Below are 15,232 nucleotides of genomic sequence, written 5' to 3' on the forward strand. Positions count from 1 at the left end.
TTTTCCAAATCTCGCGCTGTCAAATTTAACCTCCGAACTGTTTACTTTTCGCGTTGGTTCCGGCGATACTGTTCGGTTGGCCGGAGGCTGGTGGCTGCCGCATGGGCCATGGCAGGTAGCGTTTTCGCTGGTAGCGGCGATTTCATGGTCGCCGCGCCGCCGCGGCGCCGATGCCGGGCCCATGACGTCGGTCACCACTGTGGACGAGGGTGTTCCCGGCGGGTGGATCCGAAGATGGCGGTAACGGGGCGGGCAGGTTAATTACGCGAAACACGCATGAATTCCCGGCGTGGCCGCTCGGCGATTGCCAGGACGAGATTTACCTAATGGCAACATCGGCTCGGCGACGGAAATCCGAGCGAGCGCCGGCCGGCCCTCGATCACCTTTCCTCGCCGGGGCCGGGGCGCCGCACAGGATAGAGTGCGCCCGTGTTCGTGCCCGCTCCGCTCGGAGATCCTCACGTCGCGGTCCTGGCGGAGGCCGCCTTCGGCGCCGCTCCAGGGCGTGCCGTCGCCGATCTGCCGTCCGCGTCGGACCCGCTCGGCCGGTGGTACCGCGCGGTGGTCCTCGGCGGCCAGGGCCGTTACGCCGCGGCGCGCACCGAATTGCGAAGGGTATGCAACCACAGCACCGACCCCGTCCTCCTCTCACTGGCGGGAAGTACCGAAGGTTCTTTTCTTCGCCAGCTCGGCTGGCACGAGCGTGCCGCCGCGTTCGACGGTCGGGCGGCCGCGCTGATCCTCACCGCCGATGCCGATGCCGATGCCGATGCCGATGCCGATGCCGATGCCGATGCCGATGCCGAAGCGGAGCCGGAGACCGCCGACGGTTCCGCCGAGGCGGTCGGCGGTTACCGCCCCAGCCGCGCCGACGCGATCTGTGACGCGCTCACCGGACTCGCCGCCGACGCGCTCGGAACCGGGCGGCTCGCGCTGGCCGAGCGCTTGCTGCGGCGCAGCGCGTCGGCGGCGCGGCAGTATCGGGCCGGTTGGCGTCCGGCGATCCGCTTGGGTTGGGTATCCGCGGAAACGGCGCTGGCGGCAGGAGATTTCGAGGCGGCGGCGGCGCACGCGGCGGCCGCGCTGGAGCTGGCAGAGCGATCCCCGTCGGTGCGCCACCGGGTCAAGTCCCGGCTGCTGGTGGCCGCGGCCGACGCGGCGCGCGACGCGCGCGGGCGGTCCGGCGTCTCGGCCGAGGATGTCGCCGAGCAGTGCCGCGAGCACGGCCTGCTGCCGTTGCGCTGGGCCTGTGCCATGCTCCGCGCCGGATCGGGCGAGCGGAACGCGGCGGCGGAGGCGGCCGAATGCGCCGCGGCGATCGCCCGCTCCGGCGGCGTGTTGCGCCCCATGGTCGGCTGGTAGGTGATCACGGAGTCCACCGTGTTGCCAAGTTCCGGCCAACGGGTCGCTATTGTTAGATCCGTTCCGCCCCTTCGGTGGAAGCACTGGTCGTCACCTGACCGTGCCACTTTGTAACGCCGGGAATATCTCTGACGATGACGCACACGGGCGAAGAGTTGGACCTCGCCGTCGCTGCCGCTGCGCAGGGCGACAGATCCGCTTTAGCTCAGGTACTGGAGATGATCCGCCCGCTGGTGGTGCGCTACTGCCGCGCGCGGATCGGAGCCGCGGAGCGTGGGCAGCTCTCCGCGGACGACGTTGCGCAGGAGGTTTGCCTGGCTGTGATGACAGCCTTGCCCAGGTATCAAGACCAGGGCAGGCCCTTCATGGCCTTTGTTTACGGAATCGCTTCGCACAAGGTCGCCGACGCGCATCGCAACGCCGCCCGTAACAAGGCGGAGGCGATGGCCGAAGTACCAGATGTCATATCCACCGACCAGGGACCGGAACAACGAGCTCTCGAGTCCGAGACGAGCAGGCAGATGAACCGTCTGCTCGCGACGCTTCCTGAGAAGCATCGGGAGATCTTGATCCTGCGCTTGGTTATGGGTTTGTCAGCGGAAGAAACCGCAGTCGCCGTGGGCAGTACGGCGGGTGCGGTACGGGTGGCCCAACACAGGGCACTCGCGAAACTCAAGTCACAAGTGGCGAGGGCAGGTGAAATGTATGGCTAGGGATGGCGAGCGCGGTCGGGGTGACTGGAAGGCGCGGCTTGGATCGCGGAACAGCGGTCCCTACGCCGAGGCGTCCGGTGATACCGGCCCGGTCGACATCGCCGCGGTACGCCGCGACGATGCTCTGATCGATGCCATCGCCAGCGATGGTCCGGTGCACACCGACAGCGCCGAGGAGTATCAGCTCGCGACGTTGCTCGCGGACTGGCGAGCGGAGTTGATCGCGGCTCCGATGCCGGCCGAACCGGATCTGGATGCGATCGTGGCCGCGGTCAACCAGGAGATCGGTGCGCGGCAGGTTCGCATCGGGGCGCACGGCGGCGGGCGGTTGCGGCTGCTACGCCCGATCATGGGCACCGCGGCCGCGCTGGCCCTGGTCATCGGCGGCATGACGGCGTTCTCGTACAACGCCGAGCCGGGCGATCCGCTATGGCGGGTCAAAGAGGTCGTCTTCAGCGAACAGGCCCAGACGACCGTTGTGCAGCGGGCGGGCGACGACCTGAGCGAGGCCTCCACGCTGGTCACGCAGAACCCGACGCAGGCGAAGGCGCGCTTGGAGCAGGCCAAGGACAACGCCGCTCAGGTCAGCGATCCGGAAAAGCGCGCCGAGCTGATGACGGAGTGGGAGCGGTTGCTCGCGGAACTGCGCAAGGTGAGTCCGGAGCTGGCCGATCAGCTGGGGTCGACGGTGCCCAAGACCACCGACCCGCGTGCCACCTCGGGCAACAGCGCGACCACGAAGCCCAGCCCGACGCCCGGTAGCGGGTCGACGATCATGCAGCAGCCGGGCCAGCCGACGAACAAGCCTTCGCCCTCGGCCGACGCCACGGCTCCCAATGGTGGAACGTCGACCGATGGCGGGACGTCGAACGGCGGCGGCGCGCCGACCACGGTGCCGCCGGTGACCACCCAACCGCCGGTGACCACCCAGCCGCCGGCGACGGTGGAGCCGACTGCGCCGCAGGAGCCGCCGGTCACCGAGGTCAAGCCGCCGCCGGCGGGCGGACCCACGGGAGACACCGGTACCAACCCGACGGCGCCGCAGCAGCAGCCGCCCACCGCGCCGGCGCCGGGCAACACCAACACCCACAGCAGCAACAATCAGCCGCCGACCTTCAGCGTTCCCGGCATTCCCAACCCGGGCCAGTTCGTGCCGCCCGGCCGCTGACAACGAAAATATCGGTCAAGGCAAGAACCGATCGCCAGCCAGGCGGTCGGCTTTTTGTCTTTCTGGGGGCCGGTCTATCCGGCTGGTGACCATAGGGCGGCGATCATCGGCGCGTCGGCCCGCGGAGGGACTCGCCGTTCACCTGCCGAAGTGATCGTGTGCGTCGAAAATCACAGCGGCAAACGCGAGGTACGCGGACCTCGGGAGGCCCGCGTGCGACCCGATCGGGCCGGTATCAGCCGTCGAATCCGTCGAATCCGTCGCCGTGGAAAGCCTCGTTCATCGAAGCGTCCGCGTAACCCCGGCAGTAGTCCCAGGTGACATACGCTTCCGGCGTCGGGTCGTAGGCGGGCTCGTGCGGGCGGACCGTGCCGTCGACCAGCAGCTGAAGCAAGTTGGCGCGCAGCATGTCCCAGTCGTGGTAGTGGTCCTGCCTGCAGTCTTCGCAGCTGACCACGAGTCCGCGAATGCCGCGGTGGGCCAGCAGTGCCTCGTACACCGCGAGGTCGGCGAGATCCTCCTCGACCGCAAGGCGCTCGTGGGGATCCAGCGGTTCGCCGGGCTCGATGGCATCGAGCGCGGCGGACGGGTCGGAGGGGTCTCCGGCGAACGGATCCGGCGGCAAGCCAGGTGGTAGATGGTCACGCACATCCCCACGGTACGCAGAACAGGGTGGTCTGCGCCAGCGATGCGGCCTGCCAGTTTCGGTGGTGGGCTCACTTCGTCGGCGAGTTCACCGGACAGATACCATGGAGCACAGGCTACGGCGGGTACCGATCGCACCGCCGCCGAACCACGTCCATCCCATCAGCCGTCACGGCGCCGGTTACGCCGGCGCCGGTCGCTATCGACGTCCAGGAGGGGTCGATCCGAATGAGTAATCCCGTATCGGGCGAACGAATCGCAGTCCGCCCTCCTACGGGTGGCGACGATCCGAACAAGATCGCCATGCTCGGCCTCACATTCGACGATGTGCTGTTGCTGCCTGCCGCCTCGGATCTCATCCCCAGTTCCGTGGAAACCTCCAGCTTGCTGACGAGGGAGATCCGCCTGCGCACTCCATTGGTCAGCTCGGCCATGGATACGGTGACCGAGGCGCGGATGGCCATCGCGATGGCCCGCGCGGGCGGCATGGGCGTGTTGCACCGCAACCTCTCGACGGCCGACCAGGCCTCCCAGGTGGAGACGGTCAAGCGGTCCGAGGCAGGCATGGTCACCGACCCGGTGACCTGCCGTCCGACCGATACGCTCGCCGAGGTCGACGCGATGTGCGCCAGGTTCCGCATCTCGGGTCTTCCCGTGGTGGACGAGACCGGTGCGCTTGTGGGCATCATCACCAACCGCGATATGCGCTTCGAGGTGGACCAGAACCGCCGTGTCGCCGACGTCATGACCAAGGCCCCCTTGATCACCGCGCAGGAGGGCGTCACCGCTGAGGCCGCGCTCGGACTGCTGCGCAGGCACAAGGTGGAGAAGCTGCCGATCGTCGACGGCAACGGGCGCCTGCGCGGCCTGATCACCGTCAAGGACTTCGTCAAGACCGATCAGTACCCCAACGCCACCAAGGACCGCGACGGCCGCCTGCTGGTCGGCGCCGCAGTGGGTGTCGGCGAGGACGCCTGGTCGCGAGCCATGACGCTGGCCGACGCGGGCGTCGACGTGCTCGTGGTGGACACCGCGCACGGTCACCAGGCGCAGGTGCTGCAGATGGTGACCAAGGTCAAGTCCGAGGTCGGCGACCGGATCCAGGTGGTCGGCGGCAACGTGGCCACCCGCCAGGGTGCGGCGGCGCTCGTCGAGGCGGGCGCGGACGCGGTCAAGGTGGGCGTCGGCCCCGGCTCGATCTGCACCACCCGCGTGGTCGCCGGTGTCGGCGCGCCGCAGATCACCGCAATCCTGGAGGCGGTCGCCGCGTGCAAGCCCGCGGGCGTCCCGGTGATCGCCGACGGCGGCATCCAGTTCTCCGGCGACATCGCCAAGGCCATCGCCGCGGGCGCGTCCACGGTGATGCTCGGCTCGCTGCTCGCGGGCACCGCCGAGTCGCCCGGCGAGCTGATCCTGGTCGGCGGCAAGCAGTTCAAGAGCTATCGCGGCATGGGCTCGCTGGGCGCCATGCAGGGCCGCGGCCAGGCGAAGTCGTTCTCCAAGGACCGTTATTTCCAGGACGACGTCCTGGCCGAGGACAAACTGGTCCCCGAGGGCATCGAGGGCAGGGTGCCGTTCCGCGGCCCGGTCAACCAGGTGATCCACCAGCTGGTCGGCGGCCTGCGCGCCGCCATGGGCTACACCGGCTCGCAGTCGATCGCGCATCTGCAGGAAGCCCAGTTCGTGCAGATCACCGCGGCGGGTCTCAAGGAGAGCCACCCGCACGACATCACCATGACTGTCGAGGCCCCTAACTACACCGGACGGGCTTAGCCCACTAGGTTCATGTACGGGACCAACCGGTCCGTGCATGATGGAGCTCGCCCACCGGCTGTGGCGGTGTGCGAGCCGTGCGGCAGTCGGTGGCGCGTTCCGTGCTGCCCCACCTGCCCCCACAAGTAACCACTGGAGGCGCGAGTCTTACGAGCGCCCGTTCGCGGCCCGGCTCGCGTTCCAGCGGTCGAAGCGCATGCGCCGCAGGCGCGAGTCTCGACCGCTGGAACGCGAGCCACAAGAGGGCCGCGAACACGCAGCGCCGCAGGCGCTGCCAAAAATTAAGGAGATTTCGCGTGCGCGACATGGTGGAGATCGGCATGGGCCGGACCGCCCGGCGTACCTACGAGCTGGACGACGTCGACATCGTCCCCTCGCGCCGGACCCGCTCGTCGAAGCAGGTCTCGCTGTCCTGGCAGCTGGATGCCTACCGCTTCGAGATCCCGTTTCTCGCGCATCCCACCGACGCCCTGGTGTCGCCGGAGTTCGCCATCGAGCTCGGCCGCCTCGGCGGGCTCGGCGTGATCAACGGTGAGGGACTGTGGGCACGGCACGCGGATGTCGGCGCGAAGATCGACCAGTTGCTCGAGCTGGTCGGCAAGGGCGGCTACGAGCGCGCCGTGGCGCTTTTGCAGGAGTTGCACGCCGCGCCGATGCAGCCGGATCTGCTCGCCGCCGCGGTCGCGCAGGTTCGCGCCGCCGGTGTCACCGTGGCCGTGCGGGTGAGCCCGCAGAACGCGCGCACGCTCACCCCGGCGCTGCTGCAGGCGGGCATCGACCTGCTCGTGGTGCACGGCACGATCATCTCCGCCGAGCACGTCGGCGACGGTGAGCCGCTGAACCTCAAGACCTTCATCGCCGAACTGGACGTGCCCGTGGTCGCGGGTGGCGTGAGCGATCACCGCACCGCGCTGCACCTGATGCGCACCGGCGCGGCGGGCGTGATCGTCGGCTACGGCTCCTACCCCGGCGCGACCACCACCGGCGAGGTGCTCGGCATCGGCGTGCCGATGGCCACCGCGATCGCGGATGCCGCCGCCGCCCGCCGCGACTACCTGGACGAGACCGGCGGTCGCTACGTGCACGTCATCGCGGACGGCGACATCACCACCTCCGGGCAGCTGGCCAAGGCGATCGCCTGCGGCGCTGACGCGGCCATGCTGGGGGTTCCGCTCGCCGTAGCGGCGGAGGCGCCCGGCCGCGGGTGGTACTGGCCGTCGGCGGCCGCCCACCCGTCGGTGCCGCGCGGGTCGATGCTGCACGTCGAGGATCCGTGGGATCTCGGTGGCGAGCCGGTCGGCGACCAGGTGCGCCCGAGCCTGGAGCGGGTGCTCTTCGGCCCGTCCGACGATCCGTTCGGGTCGCTGAATCTCGTCGGCGGGCTGCGTCGCTCGATGGCCAAGGCCGGGTACTCGGACCTCAAGGAGTTCCAGAAGGTGGGCCTGAGCGTCCGCGCTTGAAGGTAGGCCTGAGCGTTCAGCGCACGCGGGTCGGTTTCGTCCGGGCGCGCAGGAACTGCTGGATCGCGTGGTTCACCGGCTCGGCGTGGGTCATCGTCACCGCGAGTCGGGCTTCGGCGATCTCGATGAACGTGGCGCCGGACAACCCCCGGGCCAGCTCTTGGGCGCGCCCGCGGTCCATGCCGCTGTGCGTCGGGTGGATCACCAAGGCGGGGCAAGCTATTTCGCGGAGGCGGTCCAGCACCGAATCCCGGCTGAGCAGGCAGCCCGCGGCCACTTCGATGCCGCGGCGGTCGCGCACCAGCCAGCGTTGGGTCCAGATCGAGCGGTACCACTCGTCGTCGCCGATCAGCCAGGAAGCGAGCTGGTGCACGGCCCGTTCGCGGGAGCCGTCGTCGTACCACTCGTCGAGGAACTTCTGCGTGGCGGTGGACTGCTCCGGGGTGGGACCGTGCGCTTCGGTGCTGATCAGGATCAGCGCGGAGACGCGTTCCGGCGCGATCAACGCCGTGCGCAGCGCCGTGAAACCTCCCTGCGCGGTGCCGCCCACGACGGCCTGCTCGGCGCCGAGATGATCGAGCACGGTCAGGGCGTCCCTGGCCGCGGTCCAATAGGTGAAGGGTAGGCCCTCGTCCCTGGTGCGGCCGTGGCCGCGGGCATCCCAGGACACGATCCGGAATTCCGGTGCGAGCGCGGCCATTTGGGCGGCGAACATGGTGCGGTCCATGAAGAACTCGTGCGCCAGGAGTACCACCGGGCCGTCCCCGCCGCTGTCCTCGTAATGGATGTCGGCATCGATCGCGCGGGCGAAGGGCACGAGCAGAAGGATAACCAGCGAGCCCGGCCGTCGGTGACGATTCGGGCGGGCGGCTCGCCTCGCATGCGGGGGCGCTGTGCCGATGATTCGCTCGTTTCGCCGCTCACTAAACTGGGCGGGTGGCACAAACCCAGAGACCGGTCCTCGTCGTCGACTTCGGAGCACAGTACGCCCAGCTGATCGCGCGACGGGTTCGCGAGTCGAGCGTGTACTCGGAGGTGGTCCCGCACACCGCGACGGTGGAGGAGATCGCAGGCAAACAGCCGCTCGCGGTGATCCTGTCCGGCGGCCCGGCCAGCGTGTACGCCGAGGGCGCGCCGCGGCTGGATCCGCGGTTGTTCGATCTGGGGCTGCCGGTCTTCGGCATCTGCTACGGCTTCCAGGCGATGGCCCAGGCGCTGGGCGGCACGGTCGCGCACACCGGCACCCGCGAGTACGGGCGCACCGAACTCAACATCGATGGCGGTTTGCTGCACGGCGGCCTCCCCACCATTCAGCCGGTGTGGATGAGCCACGGCGACGCGGTCACCGACGCGCCGGAGGGCTTCGAGGTCACCGGCACCACCGCGGGCGCCCCGGTCGCCGCCTTCGAGGATCGCGCGCGTCGGTTGGCCGGTGTGCAGTACCACCCGGAGGTGCTGCATTCGCCGCATGGTCAGCAGGTGCTGAGCCGGTTCCTGCACGAGCTCGCCGGTATCCCCTCCACTTGGACTCCGGCGAACATCGCCGATTCGCTGATCGCCTCGGTCCGCGAGCAGATCGGTGACCGGCACGCGATCTGCGGGCTGTCCGGCGGGGTGGACAGCGCGGTCGCCGCCGCCTTGGTGCAGCGCGCCATCGGCGACCGGCTGACGTGTGTCTTCGTCGACCACGGCCTGCTGCGGGCCGGGGAACGCGAGCAGGTGCAGCAGGATTTCGTCGCCGCGACCGGCGCCAAGCTGGTGACCGTCGACGCGGTCGACAAGTTCCTCGGCGAGTTGAAGGGCGTCACCGACCCCGAGGAGAAGCGCAAGATCATCGGGCGGGAGTTCATCCGCTCCTTCGAGGACGCGGTGGGCGAGGTGGTGCTCGAGCACGGCGAGGCCGACGGCGCGACGCCGAAGGTCGAGTTCCTGGTGCAAGGCACGCTCTATCCGGACGTCGTGGAGTCCGGCGGCGGCAGCGGCACCGCGAACATCAAGAGTCATCACAATGTCGGCGGTCTGCCCGACGATCTGGAGTTCGAACTCGTCGAACCGCTGCGGTTGCTGTTCAAGGACGAGGTCCGCGCGGTCGGACGCGAGCTCGGGCTGCCGGAGGAAATCGTTGCCCGCCAGCCCTTCCCGGGTCCAGGCCTCGCCATCCGCATCGTCGGTGAGGTCACCGCGGACCGGTTGGAGACGCTGCGCCGGGCCGACGCCATCGCCCGCGAGGAACTGACGGCGGCGGGTCTGGACGCGCAGATCTGGCAGTGCCCGGTCGTGCTGCTCGCGGAGGTCCGCAGCGTCGGCGTGCAGGGCGACGGCCGCACCTACGGTCACCCGATCGTGCTGCGCCCGGTCTCCAGTGAGGACGCCATGACCGCCGACTGGACCCGGTTGCCCTACGAGGTGCTGGAGCGCATCTCCACCCGGATCACCAACGAGGTGGCGGAGGTCAACCGCGTGGTCCTGGACGTGACCAGCAAGCCGCCGGGCACCATCGAGTGGGAGTGATCTCCCGGGTGCCCGGCGGGCGGTAACTGCTCGCCGCCGTCATCGAATCCGCGGAGAGATCAGCGGGGACGATGGAAAGCGCTGTGCAGGATCAGGTGGCCGAGCAGCGCGCCGTTCGTGGCGCCGGGGCGGGGATCCGGTGGTGTGGTCCGGGCGGCGGGTGGTCTCTGTTCGGTGGGTTCGTCGCGCTTCATGCGGTGTCCTGTCGTACGAAGGGGAGTGCGGCTGTGAACGCGAAACGGCCCGTCCGGGATGGACGGGCCGCGTGCTCATGGTCGTCCGCGGGGGGAGATCACCAGCACTATGCCGATGACGATCGCGGCGAGCACGACGATCCAGCCGATCGGGATCATGCTGGCCGCGGGCCAGGACGCCGGGCCGACGAAAGCCCACACGCTGATCGCGAGGGACAGCAGTCCCGCGATGAGCAGCGAGGCGGCGGGGCCGCGGTGGGACTGCGTGGACTCTTTCTTCTCGTTCTCAGCCACGTTGCACCTCCACGTTTCCGACGCGGACGTCGACGTTCAGATCCAGCACCGGCGCGCCCGGAGTCGCAGGGCCGCTGATGCCCTCGGGGCAGAGGGCCTCGGCCATCGTCGCCGTGCACCGGGTGCGGACGGTCATGTCCGCGGGCAGCAGGATGTGGGCTTCGCCCATCCGGACGTCGATGTCCACGGTGCGGTTCTCGGTCAGTTTCACAGACCGCAGGTCCAGCGTGCCGGTACCCATGGTCAGCTGGTAGTTCGGGGCCAGATCGGCGACGGAGGCGGGCGCCCAGGTGCGGTCGCCCAGGTCCTTGTCGAATTCGACCGGACCGACCGCGGAGGCAAGCAGGACGAACCCGGCGAGCGGTGCGGTGAGCACCAGTAGGCCGTAGCCGCGCCGCAGGAACGCGCCGAGCACCAGGCCGAGGCCGATCACGGCCAGTGCCGCCGCGGCGATGCGGCCTGGTGTCATCCATTCCACACCCGAGGCCGCCGCCGCACCCGCGCCGGCCGCCGCGAGGATGGCCGAGCCGATCACCACGGGCGTCAGGCGCGAGCGCGGACGCTTCTGCGGCGGTGCGACGACAGTGCGTTCCGGGGTGGGCTCCGGCAGGTCCCAGGCGAGTGGCGCGACGCCGAGCGGGTCCCAGGACGGTGGGGTCGGGCCGCCGATGATCGCGGGGTGCGCGGCTGCGGGGCCATACGGGTTCGCAGCGCGGCCGAGTGCCGGAAGGTCTTTGCCGAGTGGGACCGGGCCGTCGGACGGTGACATCGTCGTGCCCGGTTCGCTGCCCTCCGAATCGGCTCGGACAGTGTGAGCCTTGCCCGATCCGGCTTCGCCGTCAGAACCGGGTGAATCGGTCCGACCGATGTCGGCCGCCGGTGCGTCCTGATCGCCGACGGTGGCGGGTGGATCGCCAGCGGGCTTCGCCGCTTCGTCCGGTACCTCGGCCCCGGGCTTGTGCAGCGGGACCGTTGCGCCGTCCGCGGCGGGCGCGGGCGTCTCCGGGACGTAGGAATCCGGCAGTTTCGTATACGGCGTGTACATGGTGGTGGGCGGCACGTAGAGATCGCCGACCGTCCGGGTCGTGCCCGGGGGGAAGACCGCGCCGGGGTAGCCCGTGGCGTTGATCCCGCTCTCCGGGGCGAATCCGCCGAACACATCGGTGGTTCCCGGCGGCGGATTCGGGGTGCGCAGGTGCAGCATCCACCAGCCCGCCAGCATCAGGGCGAGGCTGATCAGGCCGGATCCGCCGAGACCGACACCGACCGGGCCCATCGTGCTGACCGCGATGGCCAGCGCCACGATCAACACGATGGTCTTGGTCTGCGACTGCGAGCTGTGGCCCTTGCCGACCAGCGACTCGGCCGCGGAGGCCTGGTCGCCCGCAGCGCTCAGCAGCAGCCAGGCCAGCAGGTAGAGCACGATGCCGGCGCCGCCGAAGATCGTCGAGACGACGAACGCGACGCGCACCAGCACCGGATCGATCTCGTAGCGGCGCGCGAACCCCGCCGCGATGCCCGCGACCGGTCCCTGCTGCGGCAATCGGACCGGCCGGGTCTGCCATATCTGCTGGACCTGGTCGCCGAAGCTCGTTTTCGTCATGTTTCCCATGGTGTGCCGATCGCGGACTCGGCGCATCGGGGGTAACCCTGAAAAACAGCCTGAACACTTTGGACCGATCCGATGATGCAGCAAACTTTCAGCTATGCACGACTTCGGTCGGGTCGGATCGTGTCGGCCCTGGTCGGCGCGGGTGTGGCCGCGCAAGATCAGGGTGAATCCCGATGCTGGCAGCTTCGTCGCCGTGCCAGTATCGAAGACATGTACCCGTCTGTTCCCGCCTTCGACGCCCGGGGGTTCGATGCCGCCCGTGGGCTGGGACCCGCGTCCGCGCCGGTCCCCTGGCCGCCGCAGGCGCGGATGGTCCGCCGGTCGGGCGGACGAGTCGTCGGCGGAGTGGCGGGCGGTCTGGCCGACCATCTCGGCGTCGACGTGTTCAAGGTGCGGATGGCGTTCGTGCTGCTGTCCGCGCTGGCCGGGGCGGGCATCGTCGCGTACGGGCTGCTGTGGATCTTCACGCCCGGCGGGTCGGATCAGGCGAAACCCTCCGGTGCGGAGCGGCGGCAGGCGATCGGGCTCGCGATGCTCGGGCTCGGGCTCGCGATCGCCGTGTCCTGGGTGTTCAGTGGGACCGCGGCGAAGGTGATCGCGCCGATCATCGTGGTGGCGGTCGGCGCGGCGCTGGTGTGGCGGGAGTACGACGTCGACGGGCCGCGTTCGCTGCTCGGGTTGCCGGCGCGTCCTTCGGTGGTCACCTGGTCGCGCATCGTCGCCGGTGCGACGCTGATCGTGGCCGGTCTCGGGGTGGTGGTGCTGGCCAGGATCAATCTGAGTTCGATCGGATCGGCGCTGCTGGCGGTGGCGGTCACGCTGATCGGCGCGGGACTGTTGACGGTCCCGCTGTGGCTGCGCATGATGCGCGCGCTGAACGCCGAGCGCGCCGCCCGCATCCGCAACGAGGAGCGCGAGGAGATCGCCTCGCACCTGCACGATTCCGTGCTCCAGACACTCGCGCTCATCCAGCGGCAGGCCGACGACCCGCAGGAGGTGCTGCGGTTGGCCCGTAGCCAGGAGCGGGAGCTGCGGAAGTGGCTGTTCGAGGATTCCGGCCCCGCCCAGTCGAGCTTGGCCGCGGCCCTGCGGACCATCGCGGGCGAGGTGGAGGACCAGCACGGCGTGAAGGTGGCGCCGGTGACCGTCGGTGACGTATCGATGGACGTCGAGGGTTCCGGATCGGGTCTGCCGAAGGAACACTTCACCGCGCTGCTCGGCGCGAGCAGGGAAGCGCTGGTCAACGCCGCGAAGCACGCGGGTGTGCCGGAGATCGACCTGTTCGCCGAGGTCGAGCCGCATCAGGTGAGCATCTTCGTCCGTGACCGCGGCTGCGGCTTCGACCTCGCGTCCGTGCCGGAGGATCGCCGCGGCGTGGCGAAGTCCATTCGCGGCCGGATCGAGCGCCGCGGCGGCCAAGTGGACATCCTGTCGACGCCGCGTCGCGGCACCGAGGTCCGAATCACCATGCCGCGGACCGATTCCGGCTGCGCCACCGCGGACGAAGAGCCCGCTCGGGCCGCGAACTAGGCGCGCGGTGCGCGCCCGCGCGGGATGCGAAGCGCGTGGGGGACGAGTGTGGTACGGGTGAGGGGTCATGGGTCGGTTAGGAGAAGTAGGTGACCGTGCGGGTCTTTCTCGTCGATGATCACGCCGTTTTTCGGTCGGGTGTGCGTGCTGAATTGAGCCGCGAGACGGACATGGAGGTGGTCGGGGAAGCAGGCGGGGTCGCGGAAGCGGTGGCCGGGATCAACGCCGAACGTCCGGACGTCGTCCTGCTCGATGTGCACATGCCCGACGGCGGTGGGGTGGCGGTGCTGGCGGGTATCGAGCCAGGGCCGGTGTGCCTGGCGCTGAGTGTGTCCGACGCGGCCGAGGACGTGATCGCGGTGATCCGGGCCGGGGCCAGAGGGTATGTCACCAAGACGATTTCGGGAGCCGAGCTGGCCGACGGCATCCGCCGGGTGGCGGGCGGCGATGCGGTCTTCAGCCCGCGCCTGGCCGGGTTCGTACTGGACTCGTTCACCGGGAGGTCCCCGGTGCCCGAGCCGCCCCTCGACCCCGAACTCGATTCCCTGACCCCGCGCGAACTGGAGGTGCTGCGCCTGCTCGCGCGCGGCTACACCTACCGCGAGATCGCCGAATCCCTCTTCATCTCGGTGAAGACCGTGGAGACGCACGCCTCCAACGTGCTGCGCAAGACCCAGCAGTCCAACCGCAACGCCCTGACCCGATGGGCCCACCGCCGCCGCATCGACTGACCGCCGTTCGGTTGCGCGTACCCGCGGCCGGAAGCGTCGGCGTCAGAGGACGGCGACGATGATCCCGATGATGATGACCAGGCCGATCAGCAGTCCCACGGCGATGGCCAAGGGGGCGTTGCCCGGCTGGGAATTCTTGGTGCGCTGCGGGGGTGTGGCCGCGGCCGCCCCGGCGAGGTTGCGCTGTGGGCGGGGAAGCGGCGTGGAGTGCGGGCTGCGGATCCCGGACGCCGAGTTGCGTGCGGCCCAGAACGGGATGGTGCCGTCCTCGGTGCGGACCGGCGCGCCGAGAATGTACGGTCCGGTGCCGGGACCGAAAGCGGCGGTGAGGATTTCGTCGCGCGCCTCGGCCATGGTCGGGCGGCGCTGCGGCGCGGGCTCCATCATGTGCAGCAGCGCCTGGGTGAGCATGCCGCTGCGGGTCGGCGGGATGATCTGCGCCATGGCCGCGCGGTGCACGATGACGTCGCTGTCTTCGTCGAAGCCGTACGGCGGCTGTCCTTCGATCGCGGTGTAGAGCGTGGCGCCGAGGGAGAACACGTCGCTGGCCTTGGTCGGTTGCGCTCCGCGGGCGACCTCGGGAGGCAGGTAGGAGGGGGTGCCGGTGATCACGCCGTCCGGTTCGTCGAGCAGATCGCCCGCACCACGGGAGATGCCGAAGTCGCTGAGTTTCGCCATGCCCACGCCGGGGCCCCGGTCGGCGACGAGGATGTTGCCCGGCTTGATATCCCGGTGCACGATGCCGACCGCGTGCGCGGCGGCCAGCGCGTCGGCGACCTGGGCGCCGATCTGCGCGACCTCGATCGGCGGCAGCGTGTCGACCAGCGCGAGCGCCTTCGCGACACTGCGGGAGGGCAGGTGCTCCATCACCAGCCAGGGCTCACCGGCCTCGAGCACCACGTCGTACACGGCGATCGCGTGGTCGTGCGAGAGTTTCGCGGCGACCCGGCCCTCGTGCATGATCTGGTTGCGGACCGCATCGGCTTCGGCCTCGCCGAGCCCGGCCGTGGTGAGCACCTGCTTGATCGCGACGTCCCGGTCGAGCAGGCGGTCGTGTGCCAGCCATACCGCGCCCATACCGCCGCCACCCAGCTTCGACTGGAGGCGGTAACGGCCTGCGACGAGATATTGGGGGCCGACAGTGGGACGAGCGCGTTCGGTCACGGGTGCAGGGTATCGGAAAATGGGGCTAGCTGGCCTGATTCGTGTTCGCGTATAGGCGGACATGAGGCACTGCTA

The 15,232-nt window shown here is 69.7% G+C and carries 14 protein-coding genes; 8 read left to right on the forward strand and 6 right to left on the reverse strand.

Annotation, left to right across the window (positions count from 1 at the left end):
- Window positions 1–429 precede the first annotated feature (429 nt).
- From ON21_RS38095 to ON21_RS04795, 3 genes are all read left to right on the forward strand, one after another.
- A complete protein-coding gene (locus ON21_RS38095) occupies window positions 430–1,362 on the forward strand; it encodes a hypothetical protein (RefSeq protein ID WP_051020338.1) in 933 nt (310 codons plus the stop codon).
- A gap of 134 nt (window positions 1,363–1,496) precedes the next feature.
- Window positions 1,497–2,075 (forward strand): sigma-70 family RNA polymerase sigma factor, encoded by a 579-nt coding sequence (locus tag ON21_RS04790; protein WP_039795737.1) that lies wholly within the window; start codon window positions 1,497–1,499, stop codon window positions 2,073–2,075.
- Window positions 2,068–3,243: an anti-sigma-D factor RsdA gene (locus ON21_RS04795; RefSeq protein ID WP_063821015.1), complete on the forward strand. Its 1,176-nt coding sequence runs from the start codon at window positions 2,068–2,070 to the stop codon at window positions 3,241–3,243. Before ON21_RS04790 ends, ON21_RS04795 begins: the two co-directional genes overlap by 8 nt.
- Window positions 3,244–3,478: 235 nt before the next feature.
- On the opposite strand, the gene ON21_RS04800 is transcribed toward ON21_RS04795, so the two are convergent.
- A complete protein-coding gene (locus tag ON21_RS04800) occupies window positions 3,479–3,892 on the reverse strand; it encodes a DUF5319 domain-containing protein (protein WP_039795739.1) in 414 nt (137 codons plus the stop codon).
- Window positions 3,893–4,116: 224 nt separating this feature from the next.
- Between ON21_RS04800 and guaB the strand changes: the two genes are divergently transcribed.
- Together guaB and ON21_RS04810 are read left to right on the forward strand one after the other, a co-directional pair.
- The gene (gene guaB / locus ON21_RS04805; protein WP_174372124.1) at window positions 4,117–5,661 is read left to right on the forward strand and encodes an IMP dehydrogenase; all 1,545 of its coding nucleotides are present in this window, start codon (window positions 4,117–4,119) and stop codon (window positions 5,659–5,661) included.
- Between the two features lie 296 nt (window positions 5,662–5,957).
- Window positions 5,958–7,121 (forward strand): GuaB3 family IMP dehydrogenase-related protein, encoded by a 1,164-nt coding sequence (locus ON21_RS04810; RefSeq protein WP_039795741.1) that lies wholly within the window; start codon window positions 5,958–5,960, stop codon window positions 7,119–7,121.
- A gap of 16 nt (window positions 7,122–7,137) precedes the next feature.
- Here ON21_RS04810 and ON21_RS04815 read toward each other — a convergent pair whose 3' ends face one another.
- Complete coding sequence (locus tag ON21_RS04815) at window positions 7,138–7,938, reverse strand: alpha/beta fold hydrolase (RefSeq protein WP_039795743.1); 801 nt, start codon at window positions 7,936–7,938, stop codon at window positions 7,138–7,140.
- A 119-nt stretch (window positions 7,939–8,057) separates the two neighbouring features.
- Between ON21_RS04815 and guaA the strand changes: the two genes are divergently transcribed.
- Window positions 8,058–9,632 carry a glutamine-hydrolyzing GMP synthase gene (gene guaA, locus ON21_RS04820; RefSeq protein ID WP_039795745.1) on the forward strand — a complete coding sequence of 525 codons (1,575 nt, stop codon included), beginning with the start codon at window positions 8,058–8,060 and terminating at the stop codon, window positions 9,630–9,632.
- Window positions 9,633–9,691: 59 nt separating this feature from the next.
- Here the strand turns inward: guaA and ON21_RS40560 are convergent, their stop codons facing one another.
- The 3 genes from ON21_RS40560 to ON21_RS04830 all read right to left on the reverse strand — a co-directional run bounded on the left by ON21_RS40560 (window position 9,692) and on the right by ON21_RS04830 (window position 11,723).
- Window positions 9,692–9,826: a hypothetical protein gene (locus tag ON21_RS40560; RefSeq protein WP_281032642.1), complete on the reverse strand. Its 135-nt coding sequence runs from the start codon at window positions 9,824–9,826 to the stop codon at window positions 9,692–9,694.
- Window positions 9,827–9,901: 75 nt separating this feature from the next.
- Complete coding sequence (locus ON21_RS04825) at window positions 9,902–10,120, reverse strand: hypothetical protein (protein ID WP_039795747.1); 219 nt, start codon at window positions 10,118–10,120, stop codon at window positions 9,902–9,904.
- Window positions 10,113–11,723: a PspC domain-containing protein gene (locus ON21_RS04830; protein ID WP_063821016.1), complete on the reverse strand. Its 1,611-nt coding sequence runs from the start codon at window positions 11,721–11,723 to the stop codon at window positions 10,113–10,115. The genes ON21_RS04825 and ON21_RS04830 overlap by 8 nt, the downstream gene beginning before the upstream one ends.
- A 219-nt stretch (window positions 11,724–11,942) precedes the next feature.
- On the opposite strand from ON21_RS04830, the gene ON21_RS04835 reads away from it, so the two are divergent.
- Both ON21_RS04835 and ON21_RS04840 read left to right on the forward strand, forming a co-directional pair.
- Window positions 11,943–13,262: a PspC domain-containing protein gene (locus tag ON21_RS04835; protein WP_083880392.1), complete on the forward strand. Its 1,320-nt coding sequence runs from the start codon at window positions 11,943–11,945 to the stop codon at window positions 13,260–13,262.
- 95 nt (window positions 13,263–13,357) lie between these two features.
- On the forward strand, window positions 13,358–13,993 hold the full coding sequence (locus tag ON21_RS04840) for a response regulator (protein ID WP_086006359.1): 636 nt from the start codon (window positions 13,358–13,360) through the stop codon (window positions 13,991–13,993).
- 42 nt (window positions 13,994–14,035) lie between these two features.
- Here ON21_RS04840 and ON21_RS04845 read toward each other — a convergent pair whose 3' ends face one another.
- Window positions 14,036–15,157 (reverse strand): serine/threonine-protein kinase, encoded by a 1,122-nt coding sequence (locus tag ON21_RS04845; RefSeq protein WP_039795753.1) that lies wholly within the window; start codon window positions 15,155–15,157, stop codon window positions 14,036–14,038.
- Window positions 15,158–15,232: the final 75 nt, after the last annotated feature.

The sequence above is a fragment of the Nocardia araoensis NBRC 100135 genome (genome assembly GCF_000308435.1).
Taxonomy (GTDB): domain Bacteria; phylum Actinomycetota; class Actinomycetes; order Mycobacteriales; family Mycobacteriaceae; genus Nocardia; species Nocardia araoensis.